This is a genomic window from Rhizobium beringeri (genome assembly GCF_004306515.1).
GTDB lineage: Bacteria > Pseudomonadota > Alphaproteobacteria > Rhizobiales > Rhizobiaceae > Rhizobium > Rhizobium beringeri.
This window is the reverse complement of the sequence record NZ_SILG01000001.1, coordinates 2731192-2746802: the sequence shown is the minus strand read 5'-3', so window position 1 is coordinate 2746802 and position 15611 is coordinate 2731192. Positions and strand designations below refer to the sequence as shown.

The following is a 15611-nucleotide window of genomic DNA, read 5'->3' as shown; positions in this document are numbered from 1 at the left end:
AAGCTTGATGGCCCCCACGATTCGCTCGCCCTTCAGACGAACGCTCGCGCTTATGGCCAGCGCTGCAATTCTTGCGCATGCCGGCATGAACGGGGTCGCCTACGCCCAAACCGCGCCTGAGACGACAGCGCCCGGGGTTGCCGCGCCCGCTCCGGCTACTCCTGTGCCGGCTGCTCCCGCTCCTACGCCTGCCGCACCCGCCGCACCGCAGCAGGCCGCCCCGACACAGGCCATCGTGCCCAATAACGGCCCGGCTTCGGTCGCCGACCTTGCCGAGGGGCTGCTCGACGCGGTGGTCAACATCTCGACCTCGCAGAATGTGAAGGACGACGAGGGCGCAGGCCCGGCGCCGCGCGCGCCCGACGGCTCGCCTTTCCAGGAATTCTTCAACGATTTCTTCAACAAGCAGCAGGGCAACAAGGGCGGCAACCACAATGTCAGCTCGCTCGGCTCCGGCTTCGTTATCGATCCGGCCGGCTATATCGTCACCAATAACCATGTGATCGAGGGCGCCGACGACATCGAGATCAATTTCGCCAATGGTTCGAAGCTCAAGGCGAAGCTGATCGGCACCGATACGAAGACCGATCTTTCGGTGCTGAAGGTCGAGCCGAAGGCACCGCTGAAATCCGTGAAATTCGGCGATTCCAGCACGATGCGCATCGGCGACTGGGTGATGGCGATCGGCAATCCGTTCGGCTTCGGCGGTTCGGTGACGGTCGGCATCATTTCCGGGCGCGGCCGCAACATCAATGCCGGCCCCTACGACAACTTCATCCAGACGGATGCGGCGATCAACAAGGGCAATTCCGGCGGCCCGCTCTTCAACATGAAGGGCGAAGTGATCGGCATCAACACGGCGATCATTTCGCCGAGCGGCGGCTCGATCGGCATCGGCTTCTCGGTGCCGTCGGAGCTTGCTTCCGGCGTCGTCGACCAGTTGCGCGAATATGGCGAGACGCGGCGCGGCTGGCTCGGGGTGCGCATCCAGCCGGTGACCGACGATATCGCCGACAGCCTCGGGCTCGACACAGCAAAGGGCGCGCTGGTCGCCGGCGTCATCAAGGGTGGACCGGTTGATGACGGCTCGATCAAGGCGGGTGACGTCATTTTGAAATTCGACGGCAAGACCGTCAGCGAAATGCGCGACCTGCCGCGTGTCGTGGCGGAAAGCACGGTCGGCAAGGAAGTCGACGTGGTCGTGCTGCGCGACGGCAAGGAGCAGACCGTCAAGGTGAAGCTTGGCCGGCTTGAGGACAGCGACCAGGCGGCGGCATCCGACGATGCGGCGCCCGATGGTTCGCAGGATGACGGCGTGATCACCCCGGACCCCGGCGAGAACAACGACATGGACCAGCCTGACACCGGCGATCAGGCCCAGCCCGCACCTGATGCACCCGACCAGCATAAGGGCCAGGTGTCGCCGGATGCGGCAACGCCGAAGAACGTGCTCGGGCTGTCGCTGTCGCTGTTGAGCGCCGAGACGCGCAAGGCCTTCGGCATCGCCGAGAGCGTCGACGGCGTCGTCGTGACAGAGGTGACGCCTGGATCCGCCTCGGCCGAAAAGGGACTGAAGCCCGGCGACGTGATCGTCGAGGTGGCGCAGGAGTTCATGAAGTCACCGGATGCGGTCGCCGCCAAGGTGCAGGCGCTGAAACAGGAAGGCCGCCGCAACGCCCAGCTGATGATCGCATCGGCGAATGGCGATCTGCGGTTCGTGGCTGTGCCGATGGAATAAGCGAAAAAGAAGCGGTCAGCCGCTCCCTTTTTGATGCCTGGCGACGTGGGTGCGCAGCGCGGCATTGATATCCGTCTGGTAGCCGCGACCGCCCGCATGGCTCTTGAACCAGTCTAGGATATCGGCGTCTACGCGGATGGTCACCGATTGCTTCAGCGGCCGGTACAAATTGCCCTTGCGGGCAAGGCGCCACTGTTCGTTGGTGATCTCAGGAATGTCGCCGGTGTCAATATCCTTGTTGGAAAGCTTCTCCAGTGCCTGGAGTTCGGCGAGCTGTGCGTCAGTCAAGGGTCCATTGCTCATATCGTCTTCTCTCGTGCGATGTCGCCTTTCGAGCGCTGATCACTCGAATGGTCTCTCCATCCTCGGCATCGTGGATGACATGGACGGCAACCAGTACAGTCACCAAACCCACGGTGCCGATCGCCAGCCATCTTTGTTCGCCGTCATAGACCGCGTCCGGAATGAGAAGATACTGCGGATCATTCCAGATCAGGCACGCCGTCTCGAAGGATACGCTATGCTTGGCCTTGTTGATTCGGTTTTTCTCGTCGTTCCATTGAAACCGCGGCATGTGCTATCCAACAAAATTGTACGTACAAATTTGTAAATTTCAAGAGATCATTGGGAAATGAAATCCGTCTTCCGGTAGCCCTGGATGTAGAGCAGCGCGGTCAGGTCGCCGTGGTTGATGCGCATCTGCGCCTCGGCAGCGACGGCCGGCTTGGCGTGGAGGGCGACGCCGGAGCCGGCGAGGTGCAGCATGCCGAGATCGTTGGCGCCGTCACCGACGGCGATCGCTTCTTCCGGCGAAATGCCGAGGCTTGCCGCAATTTCGTTCAACGCATCGACCTTCGCCTGTTTGCCGAGGATCGGTTCGGCGACGAAACCGGAGAGGATGCCGCCGTCTTCGAGCAGCGTGTTGGCGCGGTTCTCGTCGAAGCCGAGGGTGGCGGCGATACGGCTGGTGAAGACGGTGAAGCCGCCGGAGACAAGCGCGGTGTAATGGCCTTTCGACTTCATGGTGGCAAGCAGTTCCGGACCGCCCGGGGTGAGCGTGATGCGCTTGGCGATGACCTCGTCGACGACTGATATCGGCAGCCCCTTCAGCAGGGCGACACGCTCACGCAGAGCGGGCTCGAAGGCGATCTCGCCGTTCATGGCGCGGGCGGTGATGGTCGCCACCTTCTCCTTCAGGCCGACTTCGGCGGCCAATTCATCGATGCATTCCTGGCCGATCATCGTCGAATCCATGTCGGCGATCAGCAACTTCTTGCGGCGGGTCTCTTGCTCCTGGATAACGAGGTCGATCGGCACGCTTGATATGACGGCAAGGATATTGGCCTCGGCCGCTTGCGCATCGGTGCCGTCGCGCAGCGCGATGTCGCAGGCGATGCCATCGGCCAGCCAATAGAGACCAGAAGCCTTCACGGCCTCGGCCGCCCGTTCGGCGATTTCGGGTGTCAGCACGGGATTTGACGGATTGGCAACAAGCGTGGCAACGAGGGCCATGATAGAAATCCTTCTGAGCACAGTGAACGCGATCCTGATAACCGGGCCGACCGCCAGCGGCAAGTCCGCGCTCGCCGTCGAATTGGCCAAGCGTCATGACGGCGCGGTTGTCAACGCCGACAGCATGCAGGTCTACGACACGCTGCGCGTGCTGACCGCGCGCCCATCGGAAGAGGAGATGCAGGGTGTGCCGCATCATCTTTACGGCCACGTGCCGGCAGGTGCGGCCTATTCCACAGGCGCCTGGCTGCGGGATGTCTCGGCACTACTACCGGCGTTGAGGGACGCAGGACGGCTGCCGGTCTTCGTCGGCGGCACGGGGCTTTATTTCAAGGCGCTGACCGGCGGTCTCTCGGATATGCCGGAGATACCGGAGGTACTGCGAGAGAAACTCAGGACGCGGCTGCTGGAGGAGGGGCCTGACGGGCTCCATGCCGAACTTGCCGAGGCCGATCCCGCCATGGCGGCAAGCCTCAACCGCCAGGACGGGCAGCGCATCGTCCGGGCGCTCGAAGTGATGAAGGCGACGGGACGGTCGATCGCCGATTTCCAGGGCCGGTCGGGACCGGTGGTGATCGACGTCGATGAGGCCCGCAAGATCGTCGTGCTGCCGGACAGAGCAGTGCTGCATCAGCGCATCAACGGCCGTTTCGAAAAGATGCTGCAGCAAGGCGCGGAAGACGAGGTGAGGGCGCTGCTTGCGCTCGATCTGCCGGCCGAGGCGCCTGTGATGAAAGCAATCGGCGTGTCGCAGATTGCGGCGATGCTCGCGGGCGAGATGACGCGCGGCGAGGTGCTGGAGAAGGGGGCTGCGGCGACGCGGCAATATGCCAAGCGGCAAATGACATGGTTCCGCAACCAGATGGACGATAGTTGGGAACGGTTGACGGTTTAGGCTTCAGGTCGTTGCAGGCCTCCTGCTTGAGACATCTGCTGGCTCAGCAGTTTGACGAGTTCGCCAACCGCCGCCTGTAACTGGTCCGGCAGAAATCCGCCGAAGCCCAGCATCAGGCCGGGGCGCGCCGGCCGCGCGGCATACATCGGGGAGATCGCACGCACGGCAAGGCCGGCCGAGAGGGCGCGAGCTGCGAGCTGTACGTCGTCGACCTCCTCGGGCAGCCATAGAAGAATATGCATGCCCTGGTCGCTCTGCTGGACGCGGCAGCCCTCTGGCAAGGCCCGCTCGAGCGCTGAAAGCAGAACAGCGCGGCGTTCGGAATAGAGGCCGCGGATGCGCCGGATATGCGCTTCGAAATAGCCTTCCCGCATATAGGCCGCCAGAACATGCTGTTCGGCGATCGGCGAATGCCGGTCGAGAATGGCGCGGGCGCCGGCAAAGGCTTCTGCGAGCGGAGGAGGGGCGATCACGTAGCCGAGGCGTAGGGAAGGAAAGAGCACTTTGCTGAACGTGCCGAGATAGATGACGCGTGACGGACGCAATCCCTGCATTGAGGGAAACGGGTGTCCGGCATAACGCAGCTCGCTGTCGTAGTCGTCCTCGACGATCCAGGCGCGATTTTGGTCGGCCCAGGCGATCAAGGAATTGCGCCGGGCCATGCTGAGCGGCATCCCGATCGGATATTGGTGCGAAGGGGTGACGAATGCGGCGCGCGCCTGCGGACATAGCTCGAGGCCGCGTTCCACGTTCATTCCCTGTGCATCGACCGGCAGGCGGTGCGTCCGGACGCCGAGATCGTCGAGCACGGCCGTCAGGCCGGGATAGGCCGGGTCCTCGGCCCATACCGGATCGTCACGCGAGAGAAGGACCCGGCCCGCCATATAGAGGCCTTGCTGGGTGCCTGACGTGACGATGACCTGTTCCGGCTCGCAATGAACGGCCCGCGCGCGGCGGACGTGGTCGGCAATGGCAAGCCTGAGTTCGAGCACGCCCATAGGATCGTGGTAACCCGAAGGTGCGGCTTGTCGCGACGCGCGCACGCGGTTGCCGAGACGGCGCCAGTTGTCGTCGGGCGCAATGCCACTAGCCGGGACGGCGATGGCGAAGGGAACGGGCGGGTGCGGGGTGAGCGCACGGGCGATGGCAATCAGCCGGGCAGCCTGGGACGGCAGATCGACAGCATCCGCGGTAGACGGCACTGCCGGCGCAGGCGGGGACGCCGGCGGCGCATCCATCAGATCGGCGGCAACATGGGTTCCGGCTCCGACCCGCGCTTCGAGATAGCCTTCGGCGGTCAACTGATCGAACACCTCGACGACAGTGCCGCGGGCGATTTTCAGCGAAGCCGCAAGGCTACGCGTCGAAGGAAGGCGTTCTCCCGACCTCAGCTCACCGCGGGCGATTGCGTTCCGCAGGGCCTGCGCAAGCTGGCGACCGACATTGGCCGTTCGATCGATCGCGTTCAGCGATGGTATCTCGATGATGCTGCGCCGTTTGGACATCGCAAAATGGTCCATAGAGATTCTTCAAAAATGGCGCTTCATGGTGAACCAATTTTCGAGGAAAAGGAAGCGGATTGGCGGCTTCCCGATGGCGCATTCTTCGTCTTCGGGTTCGTGCCGTGCGCGGGCGCAAACTTCTGGAAAAACGCAAATGCAGGATCTTCTCGTCGTCTACATCGCTTACGTAATCGCTGCAGGCAGTCCCGGACCAAGCAACATGGCCATCATGAACGTGGCGATGCGGCAGGGGCGTCGACCGGCGCTCGCCCTTGCCGCGGGGGTTATAACGATGTCGACATGCTGGGGACTGGTGGCGGTCACCGGCATCTCGACACTCCTGGTCCGCTATGCCCATGCGCTGCTGTTCCTCAAAGTCGCAGGCGGGCTTTACCTCCTCTGGCTCGCCTGGAGGGCGGCCCGCTCGGCAGTCACCCCGGATAGGCCGGCAAGCGAGGTCGTTCGAGCCCCCGCGCAACTCGGCGCGCTCTATCGTCGCGGTATTCTGATGCATCTCGGCAACCCGAAGGCGGTTCTGGCCTGGGTCGCGATCATGTCGCTCGGCCTCAAGCCGGGCGCTTCGCCGGAGATGGCCGTCACAGCGTTCGGCGGCTGCGTGCTGCTCGGGATCTTGATATTTACCGGCTATGCCGTGCTCTTCTCGACGGCGCCGATGGTGCGCGGTTACGCCCGTGCGCGGCGATGGATCGAGGGAAGTCTCGCCGTCTTCTTCGCGGGCGCCGGATCGCGTCTGCTGTTCTCACATTGACCGTCTTTTCAGGATCGCATCATGTCCGTCGCCTCTCCGTTTCATGGTCTTTCGGCCTTTCCGCCAACGCCCGCCGATAGGGATGGCCGGGTCGACACGGAAGCCCTCTGCCGCCTGCTGGAGCGCCTGTGTGATGCAGGCGTCGCTTCGATAGGCCTTCTCGGCAGCACCGGCATCTACGCCTTTCTTACACGCGAGGAGAGACGGCGAGCCGTCGAGGCTGCGGTCGCGTGCGTTCGCGGTCGTGTTCCGATCGTTGTCGGCGTCGGTGCTCTGAGGACAGACCATGCCCGGAGCCTGGCGACGGATGCTGAGGCCGCCGGTGCAGACGCGCTTCTGCTTGCGCCGGTGTCCTACACGCCGCTGACCCAGGACGAAGCCTACGAGCATTTCCTGGCGGTCACCGAGGCGGCGAAGCTGCCGCTTTGTATCTACAACAATCCCGGTACGACCCACTTCACCTTCAGCCGGGATCTTCTGCAGCGCCTGTCCAATATCGAGACGATCAGGGCCGTGAAAATGCCTCTGCCTGTTGACGGCGATTTCGCAGGTGAGCTGGCGGCATTGCGAGAGAAGACCAGGCTTGCGGTAGGCTACAGCGGTGACTGGGGAGCGGCCGATGCGCTGCTTTCAGGTGCCAACGCCTGGTACAGCGTCCTCGGCGGCTTGCTTCCGCGCGTCGCCCTTGCCCTGACCAAGGCCGCGATTGCAGGCGAGGGCGGCGATGCACATCGGCTCGATGACCTTCTACAGCCGCTCTGGAAAACGTTCAAAGAGTTCGGGAGCCTTCGCGTGATCTACACGCTGCTCGACCTTCTCTCAATCGCCAGGGCAGAGCTCCCACGCCCTCTCTTGCCGCTCGGACCGACGGACCGGCAATGGGTGCTTGAGGCCGTCGAGCCTCTGATCGCTCTGGAGAGCGAGCTGAAGCGTCAATCCTTGTTGTAGAGGCTGCTCAGCGGTTTTTTCAGGATGCTTTCGCGCAGCGACGTGCCGGGCTCCCGGCGGGAGACGGCGGGCTGGTCCGCCGGGGGTGTCGGCCGGGGAAAGACCGGCTCGTCGCGGCGCATCTCACGGCGGAGCGCGTCCAGCCGGGGATCGATCGCGGGTGACGTGGCCGGGTCCAACCGCGGCGTCTGCGGCAGCAGTTCGCGGCGGTAGGATTCGAGCGGCGCGGCGGAAGAGGCGGGCGGCGTGTAGGGCTTCGCGTCGAGATCCTCGTCGGCTGCATCAGCCTCGTCGAAACCTGCGACAGACGCGGCATAATTCTGCTGGAAATTCGAAATGTCGGGTCCGACGGTCACCGCCCGCATGCGGGTGACGATCTTGCGCAGATCGACCGTATCCGGATCTTCCTCGCTTTGCTTGCTGTTGGCGCTGCTTGCCTTCGGCAGGAGGTTTTCGTCGACGCGGGAAAAGCGCATGCGCATCGGTACACTGATCGCCTCGCCGAAAGCGATCGCCTCGCCGTTGCCGATCGAGGAGATGAAGCTCGTCGTCGAGATCGACGAATTCGGAATGGCCGAGCGGATGATTTCCTGGTCGCGGTCGTTGGCAAGGCGCATGGCAAAGAGTGTCGAACATTGTGACAAGATCGTCTGGTCGAGCTCGCCCGGCCGCTGGGTGATAATGCCGAGCGAGACGCCGTATTTGCGACCTTCCTTGGCGATGCGGGCGATCGCCTGGCGGGTCGGCACGAAGCCGAGGCTCGGATCGGAGGGGATATAGCGGTGAGCTTCCTCGCAGACGACGAGCATGTGGATGGCGCCGTCGCTCCACAGCGCCACCTCGAAGGCCATACGGCAGAGCACGGAGGCGACCGAATTGACGACCTCGGAGGGAATGCCCGCAAGCTGGAAGGTGCAGATCGGCCGGTTCTCGCCGGGGATTCGAAAGATCTGCGCGATGGTTTCGGTGATCGTGTCGCTGATCGTGTTGTTTGAGAACATGAAGTGATAGCGCGGATCGTTGATCGCAGCGATGAGGCGCATCTTCAGCGACCGCAGGAAGGGCTTTTCCGAGCGGCCCTCCAGGCGGCCGATGCGCTCGTCGATCAGCGCCAGCAGATCGGCCATGCGGTAGGGAACCGGCGTATCGGCGGTGATCGAGCTTTTTTCCGTCGTGCGGCGCACCAGCGAGTTGTCGCTGCCGCGGAAGGCGCGCTTGGCTTCCGGCAGGATATCGCGCAGCATGTCGAGCTCTTCGGGCACCGGCGGGCGGCCGCGAAAGACGACTTCGGCGAACTCCTCCAGCCGCATCAGCCAGAAGGGCAGATCAAGCGTATCGGTATCGATGGTGACGGCGTGCTGGGGAAATGCGGCGGCGAATTCGTTATGCGGATCGAGGATCAGTACACGCAGCTTCGGGTCCGCCGCGATCGCCTTGTGCAGCAGCAGCGACACGGCCGTCGATTTGCCGACGCCGGTCGAGCCGACGACGGCGAAATGCTTGGAGAGCATTGAGGGGATATGGATCGCCGCGTCGATGCTTTCGTCCTGTGTCAGCTTGCCGATGACGGCGGTCGTGCCCTGGCCGGCATCGTAGATGCGCATCAGGTCGGCGGATCGGATGCGGTGGGCGATGGCGCCGAGATAGGGATAACGCGAGATACCGGTCGAGAATTCCTCGCGCCCGTCCTCGTCGACACGGACTTCGCCGAGCAGCTCGGTCTCGATCCTGAAAGTATTGTCCTCGCCTTCGCCCCAGGCATGGCTGCCGGTGTTCATCTGATAGACGAGCGCGACGACGCGGTTGCGGCCGACGCTGATCGAAATCAGCCGGCCCACGGACCACAGTTCGGTCAGATCGGTGCCGCCCTGTTCGGCGACGGCGGCAATGGTCGCCCGCGACCCGCTGCATGCAACGACGCGGCCGAGAAAGCGGTTCCCCGGTGTATGGCCATCGCGGCGATCCTGTTCACCCGCCTTACCAGACGCGTGCAAGTCGTTGTTAAGCAAAGGGCCTACTCCTGCAATGGGAAGCGAGAATATAGCCCTTCCTTTAACAAATCCTTCCGGCCATGGATTTTAGGGATGCGGGGAGCCGGGAGTTTTTTATTGCGGCATGCGTTGACGCTGCGAAATTTTCTGTCTATCACTTCCGACCATGAAAATCGCAACGGCTCTTATCGTGGTGGGAAAGCGCATGGGCAGGATGGTGTAACCATCCGGCGATAGCCACCCATGCGCTAGATGACAGGCTCCTCAGGGGCCTTTTTTTATGCCCGAAATTCGGGCTTCCGGCTACAAACGCAATCCCAGCATCAAACGGAACAGACAGATGAGCACGGACAATCAGGCGGCAGGCAATCGGATGACGGGAGCGGAGATCGTTCTCAAGGCGCTGAAGGACAACGGCGTCGAACATATCTTCGGCTATCCCGGCGGCGCGGTCCTGCCGATCTACGACGAGATCTTCCAGCAGGAGGATGTCAAGCACATCCTCGTCCGCCATGAGCAGGGCGCCGGCCACGCGGCCGAAGGGTATGCGCGCTCCACCGGCAAGGTCGGCGTCATGCTGGTGACCTCGGGTCCGGGCGCTACCAATGCCGTCACGCCGCTGCAGGACGCGCTGATGGATTCGATCCCGCTCGTCTGCCTGACCGGCCAGGTTCCGACCTCGCTGATCGGCTCCGACGCTTTCCAGGAATGTGACACGGTCGGCATTACCCGGCCCTGCACCAAGCACAACTGGCTGGTCAAGGACGTCAACGAACTCGCCGCCGTCATTCACGAGGCTTTCCGCATCGCCCAGTCCGGCCGTCCGGGACCTGTCGTCGTCGATATTCCGAAGGACGTGCAGTTTGCGACCGGCACCTACACGCCGCCCGCCGACTACACGATCCAGAAGAGCTACCAGCCGAAGATCCAGGGCGACCTCAACCAGATCCATGCGGCGATCGAGCTGATGGCGAATGCGCGCCGTCCCGTCATCTATTCGGGCGGCGGCGTCGTCAATTCCGGCCCCGAAGCTTCCAAGCTGCTGCGTGAGCTGGTCGAGCTCACCGATTTCCCGATCACCTCGACGCTGATGGGTCTCGGCGCCTATCCCGCTTCCGGCAAGAACTGGCTGAAGATGCTCGGCATGCACGGCTCCTACGAGGCCAACATGGCGATGCACGATTGCGACGTCATGGTCTGCATCGGCGCTCGTTTCGACGACCGCATCACCGGCCGTCTCAATGCGTTTTCGCCGAACTCGAAGAAGATCCATATCGATATCGATCCATCCTCGATCAACAAGAACGTCCGTGTCGATATCGGCATTCGCGGCGATGTCGGCCATGTCCTCGAAGACATGGTCCGCCTGTGGCGGGCGCTGCCGAAGAAGCCGGAAAAGGGTCGCCTGGACGACTGGTGGAGCGATATCGCCCGCTGGCGGGCACGCAACTCCTTCGCCTATACGAAGAGCAATGACGTCATCATGCCGCAATATGCGCTGGAGCGGCTCTTTGCCCATACCAAGGATCGCGATACCTACATCACCACCGAAGTCGGCCAGCACCAGATGTGGGCGGCACAGTTCTTCGGTTTCGAGCAGCCAAACCGCTGGATGACCTCGGGCGGCCTCGGCACGATGGGCTACGGCCTGCCGGCCGCGCTCGGCGTGCAGATCGCCCATCCCGACAGCCTCGTCATCGACATTGCCGGCGATGCCTCGATCCAGATGTGCATCCAGGAAATGTCGGCGGCGATCCAGCACGATGCGCCGATCAAGATCTTCATCATGAACAACCAGTATATGGGCATGGTGCGCCAGTGGCAGCAGCTGCTGCACGGCAACCGCCTGTCGAACTCCTATACCGAGGCGATGCCCGACTTCGTCAAGCTGGCGGAGGCCTATGGCGCCGTCGGCCTGCGCTGCGAAAAGCCGGATGCGCTTGATGACACCATTCTGGAGATGATCGAGGTCAGAAAGCCTGTCATCTTCGATTGCCGCGTCGCCAATCTCGCCAATTGCTTCCCGATGATTCCCTCGGGCAAGGCCCATAACGAAATGCTGCTGCCGGACGAAGCCACCGACGAAGCGGTCGCCAATGCGATCGACGCCAAGGGCCGCGCGCTCGTCTGACATTTTTAATTTGCGCATAATCCTTTCCGAAAATCGCTTCCGATTTTCGGGGCTATGCGGCAGGGAAGAGGAAACTCAGGACCATGAACGCTCACCTACAGCCCACGGGCTCCGCTTACTTCATTTCGCCGGAAACGGCGGCCGTCGAAAGCCACACGCTTTCGGTTCTCGTCGATAACGAACCGGGCGTTCTTGCCCGGGTCATCGGCCTGTTTTCCGGTCGCGGCTACAATATCGAGAGCCTGACGGTCTCCGAGACCGAGCATCAGGCGCATCTTTCCCGCATCACCGTTGTCACACGCGGCACGCCGCAGGTGCTGGAACAGATCAAGGCGCAGCTGGAACGCATCGTGCCAGTGCATCGCGTCGTCGACCTGACGGTGCGCGCCCGCGAACTCGGCCAGGATCGCCCGATCGAGCGCGAAGTGGCACTGATCAAGGTGATCGGCGAGGGCGAGATGCGCGCCGAGACCCTGCGCCTTGCCGATGCCTTCCATGCCAAGGTGGTGGATGCGACGGTCGGGCACTTCATTCTGGAGATCACGGGCAAATCGTCAAAGATCGATCAGTTCGTGGCGATCATGAAGCCGCTTGGCCTCATCGAGGTCTGCCGTACCGGCATCGCGGCGATGAATCGCGGCGTGCAGGGCATGTAAATATTACAGCCCGGGCATGTAAAAATCACCGCCCGGACATCTGAGCCCGATGCCGCAATAATTGGGAAAGCCGCTGGAGATCAGAGCATCTCCAGCGGCTTTTTCTTTGTGGGCGGCGGAAAGGCGACGTCGAGGGCATCCCAGTCGTCGTCGGTTATATCGAGCGAGACGCAGTCGCGGTTTTCCGCCGCGCGTTCGGCATTCGAGGTCTTCGGAATGACGATGACGCCGTCGCGTTCCAGCAGGAAGGCGAGCGCCAGCTGGGCGGGTGTCGCCTGATAGGCCTTGGCGATGCGGATCAGCTCGGGATGGTGCAGGATATTTCCCTGTTCGATCGGCGAATAGGCCATGACGGGAATGCCGCGGTTCTGGCACCAGGGCAGCAGATCGAATTCGATGCCGCGGCGGGAAAGATTGTAGAGCACCTGGTTGGCGGCGACATTGGTGCCGTCAGGTACTCGGAGCAGTTCCTCCATGTCGTCGGTGTCGAAGTTGGAGACGCCCCAGGCGCCGATCTTGCCCGATGCCTTGAGTATTTCGAAGGCTGCGACAGTCTCAGTGAGTGGATAGTTGCCGCGCCAGTGCAGCAGATAGAGATCGATACGGTCGGCGCCGAGCCGTTCGAGACTGCGTTCGCAGGCCTCGATCGTGCCGTTCAGGCTGGCGTTCCAGGGATAGACCTTGCTGACGATGAAGACTTCGTCGCGCCGCCCCCTGATCGCCTGGCCGACGATCTCTTCAGCGCCACCGTCGCCGTACATTTCGGCGGTGTCGATCAGCGTCATGCCGAGATCGATGCCGGCCTTGAGGCTTTCGATCTCGGCACTGGCATGGCCGGCATCCTCGCCCATGGCCCAGGTGCCCTGGCCGAGCGCCGGCACCTCAGTGCCGTTCGGGAATGTAATCGATGGAATCGGATCGTCCTGCATGGTTTTCTGTCCCTTCGACAGGAGATTGGGCCGGGTCGCCATCTTTCAAGTAATCCTGTCACCATGACAATGATGTAATGGCATCGGTGGTTTAGGACAGTTATGCTGACCTAAATAAGCAGGCCACAGAAAAAGCTGGCTTCGGGAGGTCGCATGCCGCTGGATACGTTTCTCGCCCTCGTTCTCTTCGCCTTCACGACCTCGATCACCCCGGGGCCGAACAATATGATGCTCTTCGCATCGGGCGTGAATTTCGGCTTCCGCAGGACTATCCCGCATATGTTCGGTATCGGCGTCGGGTTCTTCTCGCTGCTGATCGGCGTCGGCCTTGGGCTCGGCGCGCTGCTGCACACGATGCCCATGGTCTATACCGCGCTGAAGTTTGCAGGCGGCGCCTATCTCGTCTGGATCGCCTGGAAGATCGCCTCGTCGCGCTCGCTCAGCGAAGGCAGGAGCGGCGTCGAGCCGATGTCCTTCTTCGCGGCTGCAGCCTTCCAGTGGGTCAACCCGAAAGCCTGGGTCATGGCGGTCACCGCGATGGCGACCTACACCAATCCGCAACTCTACCTGGTGAGCGTGCTGATCGTCGGGCTCGCTTTTGCGGCAGTCAATGTGCCCAGCGTCTCGACCTGGGCCGGCTTCGGCTCGGCGCTGAGGGAATGGCTTTCGGATCCGGTGCGACTGAAATGGTTCAATATCACCATGGCGGTGCTGTTGGTGCTAAGCCTCTGGCCAATGCTAAAATAGAGTGATTGCCGGCTTCATGAGCATCAGCCAGAGAATGCCGATGACAGCGAAGAAGGCCGGAAAACCGCAGGCGAACCAGATACGGTAGAGGCTGAAATAGGCCGGCGGCAGGGCTTTTCCCGCCGCTGCTGCGGCGCGGGCGAGATCGCGCAGCCGGATCTGGATCCAGACGACCGGCAGCCAGAACAGGCCGGTCACGACATAAAGCAGCAGCGACAGCGCAATCCATCCCTCCGACAGTTCCCAGCCGATCGACCGGGCCAGCAGATAGCCGGTTACCGGCTGGAGAAGGGCTGCTGTGGCGGTGAAGACGGTGTCGGCGACCACCACCGTTGCCGCAACATGGGCGATCAGCTTGGGATCGCGTGTTCGGTGCGCCATCACCATGAAGAAGGCGATGCCGGCGCCGGTGCCGAAGAGCACGGTCGCGCCGATGATATGGGCAAGCAGCAGCCATTCCTCAAGCATCAGCGTTCATCCAGGGTGGCAAGTGCGGTGAGTGTCAGCAGGATCGACGGCAGCACCTTGACGAGGGGACCGAGCGGATCGAGCCAGAGTGCGGGTTCGAGCAGACTGGCGCCGGCAAGATAGGCGAACGACACGGCCAGCATGCCGAGAAGGGCACGTTTCGCCAGCGGGCGAAGGAGGACTGCAGCGCCGAGAGCGATGTCGATCAGGCAGGTTGCAAGCGTCAGCGCCGTTGCCGCGGCCTCAGCCATAAACGGCAGGAAGTGAGCGGACGTCTTCTCCAGCGCCAGCAGCGGGATCAGACCGGACAGCAGCCAGAAGCCAGACAGGCCTGATATGACGAGCGGCTTCAGAAGATAGAGCCTGGCAAACCAGAGATCCTGCACGCCGGAGGGATTGGCCGAGAGCGCTGCGACCGCGGATGTCGCAGCAAGGTCGCTCATTGCCTTGGAGCTCCGCACGCCTTCCGACATCACTGTCATCGCTGTCGAGCGCAGCGGCGAACGCCAGCCGAGCAGGCCTGACAAATCGGCCAGCCACGTCACCGGCCCGGTAAGCCAGCCGGGAAGAGGGAACACGCGGGCGGGCGGCAGGCCGAGCCAGTGGCGGTGAAGGCGGACGAGCTCGGCGAGCGTCAGAACTTCGTTGGCGGCAAGATCGATATCGCCGGAGATGCCGCCGGAGACCGCCCGCGACACGGCTTCTGCCACATCGTTCACCGAAAGTGTTTCGACCGGACTTTCGGCATGGACCAGCGGCAGCGCCAGGGGAAAGGCGGCAAGCGCCCGCAGCAGCGCTGAGCCACCATGGGCATTGCGGCCGAGAACGAGGGCAGGGCGCAGGATGAGATAAGCCAGACCGCTTGCAGCCAGTGCCTCGTCGGCCCGCCGCTTGGTGGCGAGGAAGGGAAGATCGCCAGCCGCTCCCGCCGTCCTTGCCGATATCTGCACGATGAGCGGGCGTGACGAGCGTTTGGCTGCGGAATAGAGCGCCAACATCGCCTCAGCCTGGGTGGCCGACACGTCGTCCGACAGGCCGTCCTGCAGGGCGCCGGCGCAATTGACGACGACATGCTGGTCCTTGAGGATATCGTCCCAATCCGCTGGTTTCGTCATGCGTGAGAGATCTGCGCGCCGCCAGTCGATCGCCGGCTGTTTCAAACGGGCACGTACGGGATTGCGGCCGAGCCCGGTTACGACGTGGCCGTCGGCAACGAGCCGGGCCGCGACGATGGAGCCTATAAAGCCGGTTGCGCCGAGAATCAGGATGTTCATGGCGCAAGATTAGCGGAAAGCGCATGAGACATAGAAGGGCTTGGCGGGCCT

General features: G+C 62.9%; 15 protein-coding genes. 7 read left to right on the top strand and 8 right to left on the bottom strand.

From position 1 onward, the window contains the following. Positions 1-7 precede the first annotated feature (7 nt). Positions 8-1738: a Do family serine endopeptidase gene (locus ELH03_RS13960; RefSeq protein WP_128401630.1), complete on the top strand. Its 1731-nt coding sequence runs from the start codon at positions 8-10 to the stop codon at positions 1736-1738. Between the two features lie 15 nt (positions 1739-1753). On the opposite strand, the gene ELH03_RS13955 is transcribed toward ELH03_RS13960, so the two are convergent. From ELH03_RS13955 to serB, 3 genes are read right to left on the bottom strand one after another with little or no spacing between them, the layout of a single operon-like run. Further along, positions 1754-2041 (bottom strand): BrnA antitoxin family protein, encoded by a 288-nt coding sequence (locus ELH03_RS13955; RefSeq protein ID WP_128401629.1) that lies wholly within the window; start codon positions 2039-2041, stop codon positions 1754-1756. Then, positions 2019-2312, bottom strand: coding sequence for a BrnT family toxin (locus ELH03_RS13950; RefSeq protein ID WP_128401628.1), 294 nt, complete (start codon positions 2310-2312; stop codon positions 2019-2021). Before ELH03_RS13950 ends, ELH03_RS13955 begins: the two co-directional genes overlap by 23 nt. 47 nt (positions 2313-2359) lie before the next feature. Further along, on the bottom strand, positions 2360-3250 hold the full coding sequence (serB, locus tag ELH03_RS13945; protein ID WP_128401627.1) for a phosphoserine phosphatase SerB: 891 nt from the start codon (positions 3248-3250) through the stop codon (positions 2360-2362). On the opposite strand from serB, the gene miaA reads away from it, so the two are divergent. Next, positions 3249-4145 (top strand): tRNA (adenosine(37)-N6)-dimethylallyltransferase MiaA, encoded by an 897-nt coding sequence (miaA, locus tag ELH03_RS13940; protein WP_130766427.1) that lies wholly within the window; start codon positions 3249-3251, stop codon positions 4143-4145. The two genes, serB and miaA, sit on opposite strands and share 2 nt — an antisense overlap. Here miaA and pdxR read toward each other — a convergent pair. Further along, positions 4142-5650, bottom strand: coding sequence for a MocR-like pyridoxine biosynthesis transcription factor PdxR (gene pdxR / locus ELH03_RS13935; protein WP_197727789.1), 1509 nt, complete (start codon positions 5648-5650; stop codon positions 4142-4144). The genes miaA and pdxR overlap by 4 nt on opposite strands. A 151-nt stretch (positions 5651-5801) precedes the next feature. Here pdxR and ELH03_RS13930 point away from each other — a divergent pair, with 151 nt between their 5' ends. Continuing rightward, positions 5802-6416 carry a LysE family translocator gene (locus tag ELH03_RS13930; protein ID WP_128410994.1) on the top strand — a complete coding sequence of 205 codons (615 nt, stop codon included), beginning with the start codon at positions 5802-5804 and terminating at the stop codon, positions 6414-6416. Positions 6417-6437: 21 nt separating this feature from the next. Continuing rightward, the gene (locus tag ELH03_RS13925) at positions 6438-7364 is read left to right on the top strand and encodes a dihydrodipicolinate synthase family protein (RefSeq protein WP_128401623.1); all 927 of its coding nucleotides are present in this window, start codon (positions 6438-6440) and stop codon (positions 7362-7364) included. On the opposite strand, the gene ELH03_RS13920 is transcribed toward ELH03_RS13925, so the two are convergent. Further along, positions 7349-9373 (bottom strand): ATP-binding protein, encoded by a 2025-nt coding sequence (locus ELH03_RS13920; protein WP_128401622.1) that lies wholly within the window; start codon positions 9371-9373, stop codon positions 7349-7351. The two genes, ELH03_RS13925 and ELH03_RS13920, sit on opposite strands and share 16 nt — an antisense overlap. A 322-nt stretch (positions 9374-9695) precedes the next feature. On the opposite strand from ELH03_RS13920, the gene ELH03_RS13915 reads away from it, so the two are divergent. Both ELH03_RS13915 and ilvN read left to right on the top strand, forming a co-directional pair. Then, on the top strand, positions 9696-11486 hold the full coding sequence (locus tag ELH03_RS13915; protein ID WP_128401621.1) for an acetolactate synthase 3 large subunit: 1791 nt from the start codon (positions 9696-9698) through the stop codon (positions 11484-11486). An 83-nt stretch (positions 11487-11569) separates the two neighbouring features. Beyond that, positions 11570-12142, top strand: coding sequence for an acetolactate synthase small subunit (gene ilvN, locus ELH03_RS13910; RefSeq protein WP_003541288.1), 573 nt, complete (start codon positions 11570-11572; stop codon positions 12140-12142). Positions 12143-12222: 80 nt separating this feature from the next. Here ilvN and ELH03_RS13905 read toward each other — a convergent pair whose 3' ends face one another. Beyond that, positions 12223-13071, bottom strand: a complete 849-nt coding sequence (locus tag ELH03_RS13905; RefSeq protein ID WP_128411013.1) for an aldo/keto reductase — start codon at positions 13069-13071, stop codon at positions 12223-12225. A 153-nt stretch (positions 13072-13224) separates the two neighbouring features. On the opposite strand from ELH03_RS13905, the gene ELH03_RS13900 reads away from it, so the two are divergent. Next, positions 13225-13818, top strand: a complete 594-nt coding sequence (locus ELH03_RS13900; protein ID WP_128410993.1) for a LysE family translocator — start codon at positions 13225-13227, stop codon at positions 13816-13818. Here ELH03_RS13900 and ELH03_RS13895 read toward each other — a convergent pair. Further along, a complete protein-coding gene (locus ELH03_RS13895) occupies positions 13810-14286 on the bottom strand; it encodes a DUF2269 family protein (RefSeq protein WP_128401619.1) in 477 nt (158 codons plus the stop codon). The two genes, ELH03_RS13900 and ELH03_RS13895, sit on opposite strands and share 9 nt — an antisense overlap. Continuing rightward, complete coding sequence (locus ELH03_RS13890) at positions 14286-15560, bottom strand: SDR family oxidoreductase (RefSeq protein ID WP_128401618.1); 1275 nt, start codon at positions 15558-15560, stop codon at positions 14286-14288. Before ELH03_RS13890 ends, ELH03_RS13895 begins: the two co-directional genes overlap by 1 nt. Positions 15561-15611: the final 51 nt, after the last annotated feature.

Bases quoted from the DNA above. Each gene is read 5' to 3' on its own strand.
- ELH03_RS13960 (WP_128401630.1), top strand. From the start codon at position 8: ATGGCCCCCACGATTCGCTCGCCCTTCAGACGAACGCTCGCGCTTATG.
- ELH03_RS13955 (WP_128401629.1), bottom strand. From the start codon at position 2,041: ATGAGCAATGGACCCTTGACTGACGCACAGCTCGCCGAACTCCAGGCA.
- ELH03_RS13950 (WP_128401628.1), bottom strand. From the start codon at position 2,312: ATGCCGCGGTTTCAATGGAACGACGAGAAAAACCGAATCAACAAGGCC.
- miaA (WP_130766427.1), top strand. From the start codon at position 3,249: ATGATAGAAATCCTTCTGAGCACAGTGAACGCGATCCTGATAACCGGG.
- serB (WP_128401627.1), bottom strand. From the start codon at position 3,250: ATGGCCCTCGTTGCCACGCTTGTTGCCAATCCGTCAAATCCCGTGCTG.
- pdxR (WP_197727789.1), bottom strand. From the start codon at position 5,650: ATGTCCAAACGGCGCAGCATCATCGAGATACCATCGCTGAACGCGATC.
- ELH03_RS13930 (WP_128410994.1), top strand. From the start codon at position 5,802: ATGCAGGATCTTCTCGTCGTCTACATCGCTTACGTAATCGCTGCAGGC.
- ELH03_RS13925 (WP_128401623.1), top strand. From the start codon at position 6,438: ATGTCCGTCGCCTCTCCGTTTCATGGTCTTTCGGCCTTTCCGCCAACG.
- ELH03_RS13915 (WP_128401621.1), top strand. From the start codon at position 9,696: ATGAGCACGGACAATCAGGCGGCAGGCAATCGGATGACGGGAGCGGAG.
- ilvN (WP_003541288.1), top strand. From the start codon at position 11,570: ATGAACGCTCACCTACAGCCCACGGGCTCCGCTTACTTCATTTCGCCG.
- ELH03_RS13905 (WP_128411013.1), bottom strand. From the start codon at position 13,071: ATGCAGGACGATCCGATTCCATCGATTACATTCCCGAACGGCACTGAG.
- ELH03_RS13900 (WP_128410993.1), top strand. From the start codon at position 13,225: ATGCCGCTGGATACGTTTCTCGCCCTCGTTCTCTTCGCCTTCACGACC.
- ELH03_RS13895 (WP_128401619.1), bottom strand. From the start codon at position 14,286: ATGCTTGAGGAATGGCTGCTGCTTGCCCATATCATCGGCGCGACCGTG.
- ELH03_RS13890 (WP_128401618.1), bottom strand. From the start codon at position 15,560: ATGAACATCCTGATTCTCGGCGCAACCGGCTTTATAGGCTCCATCGTC.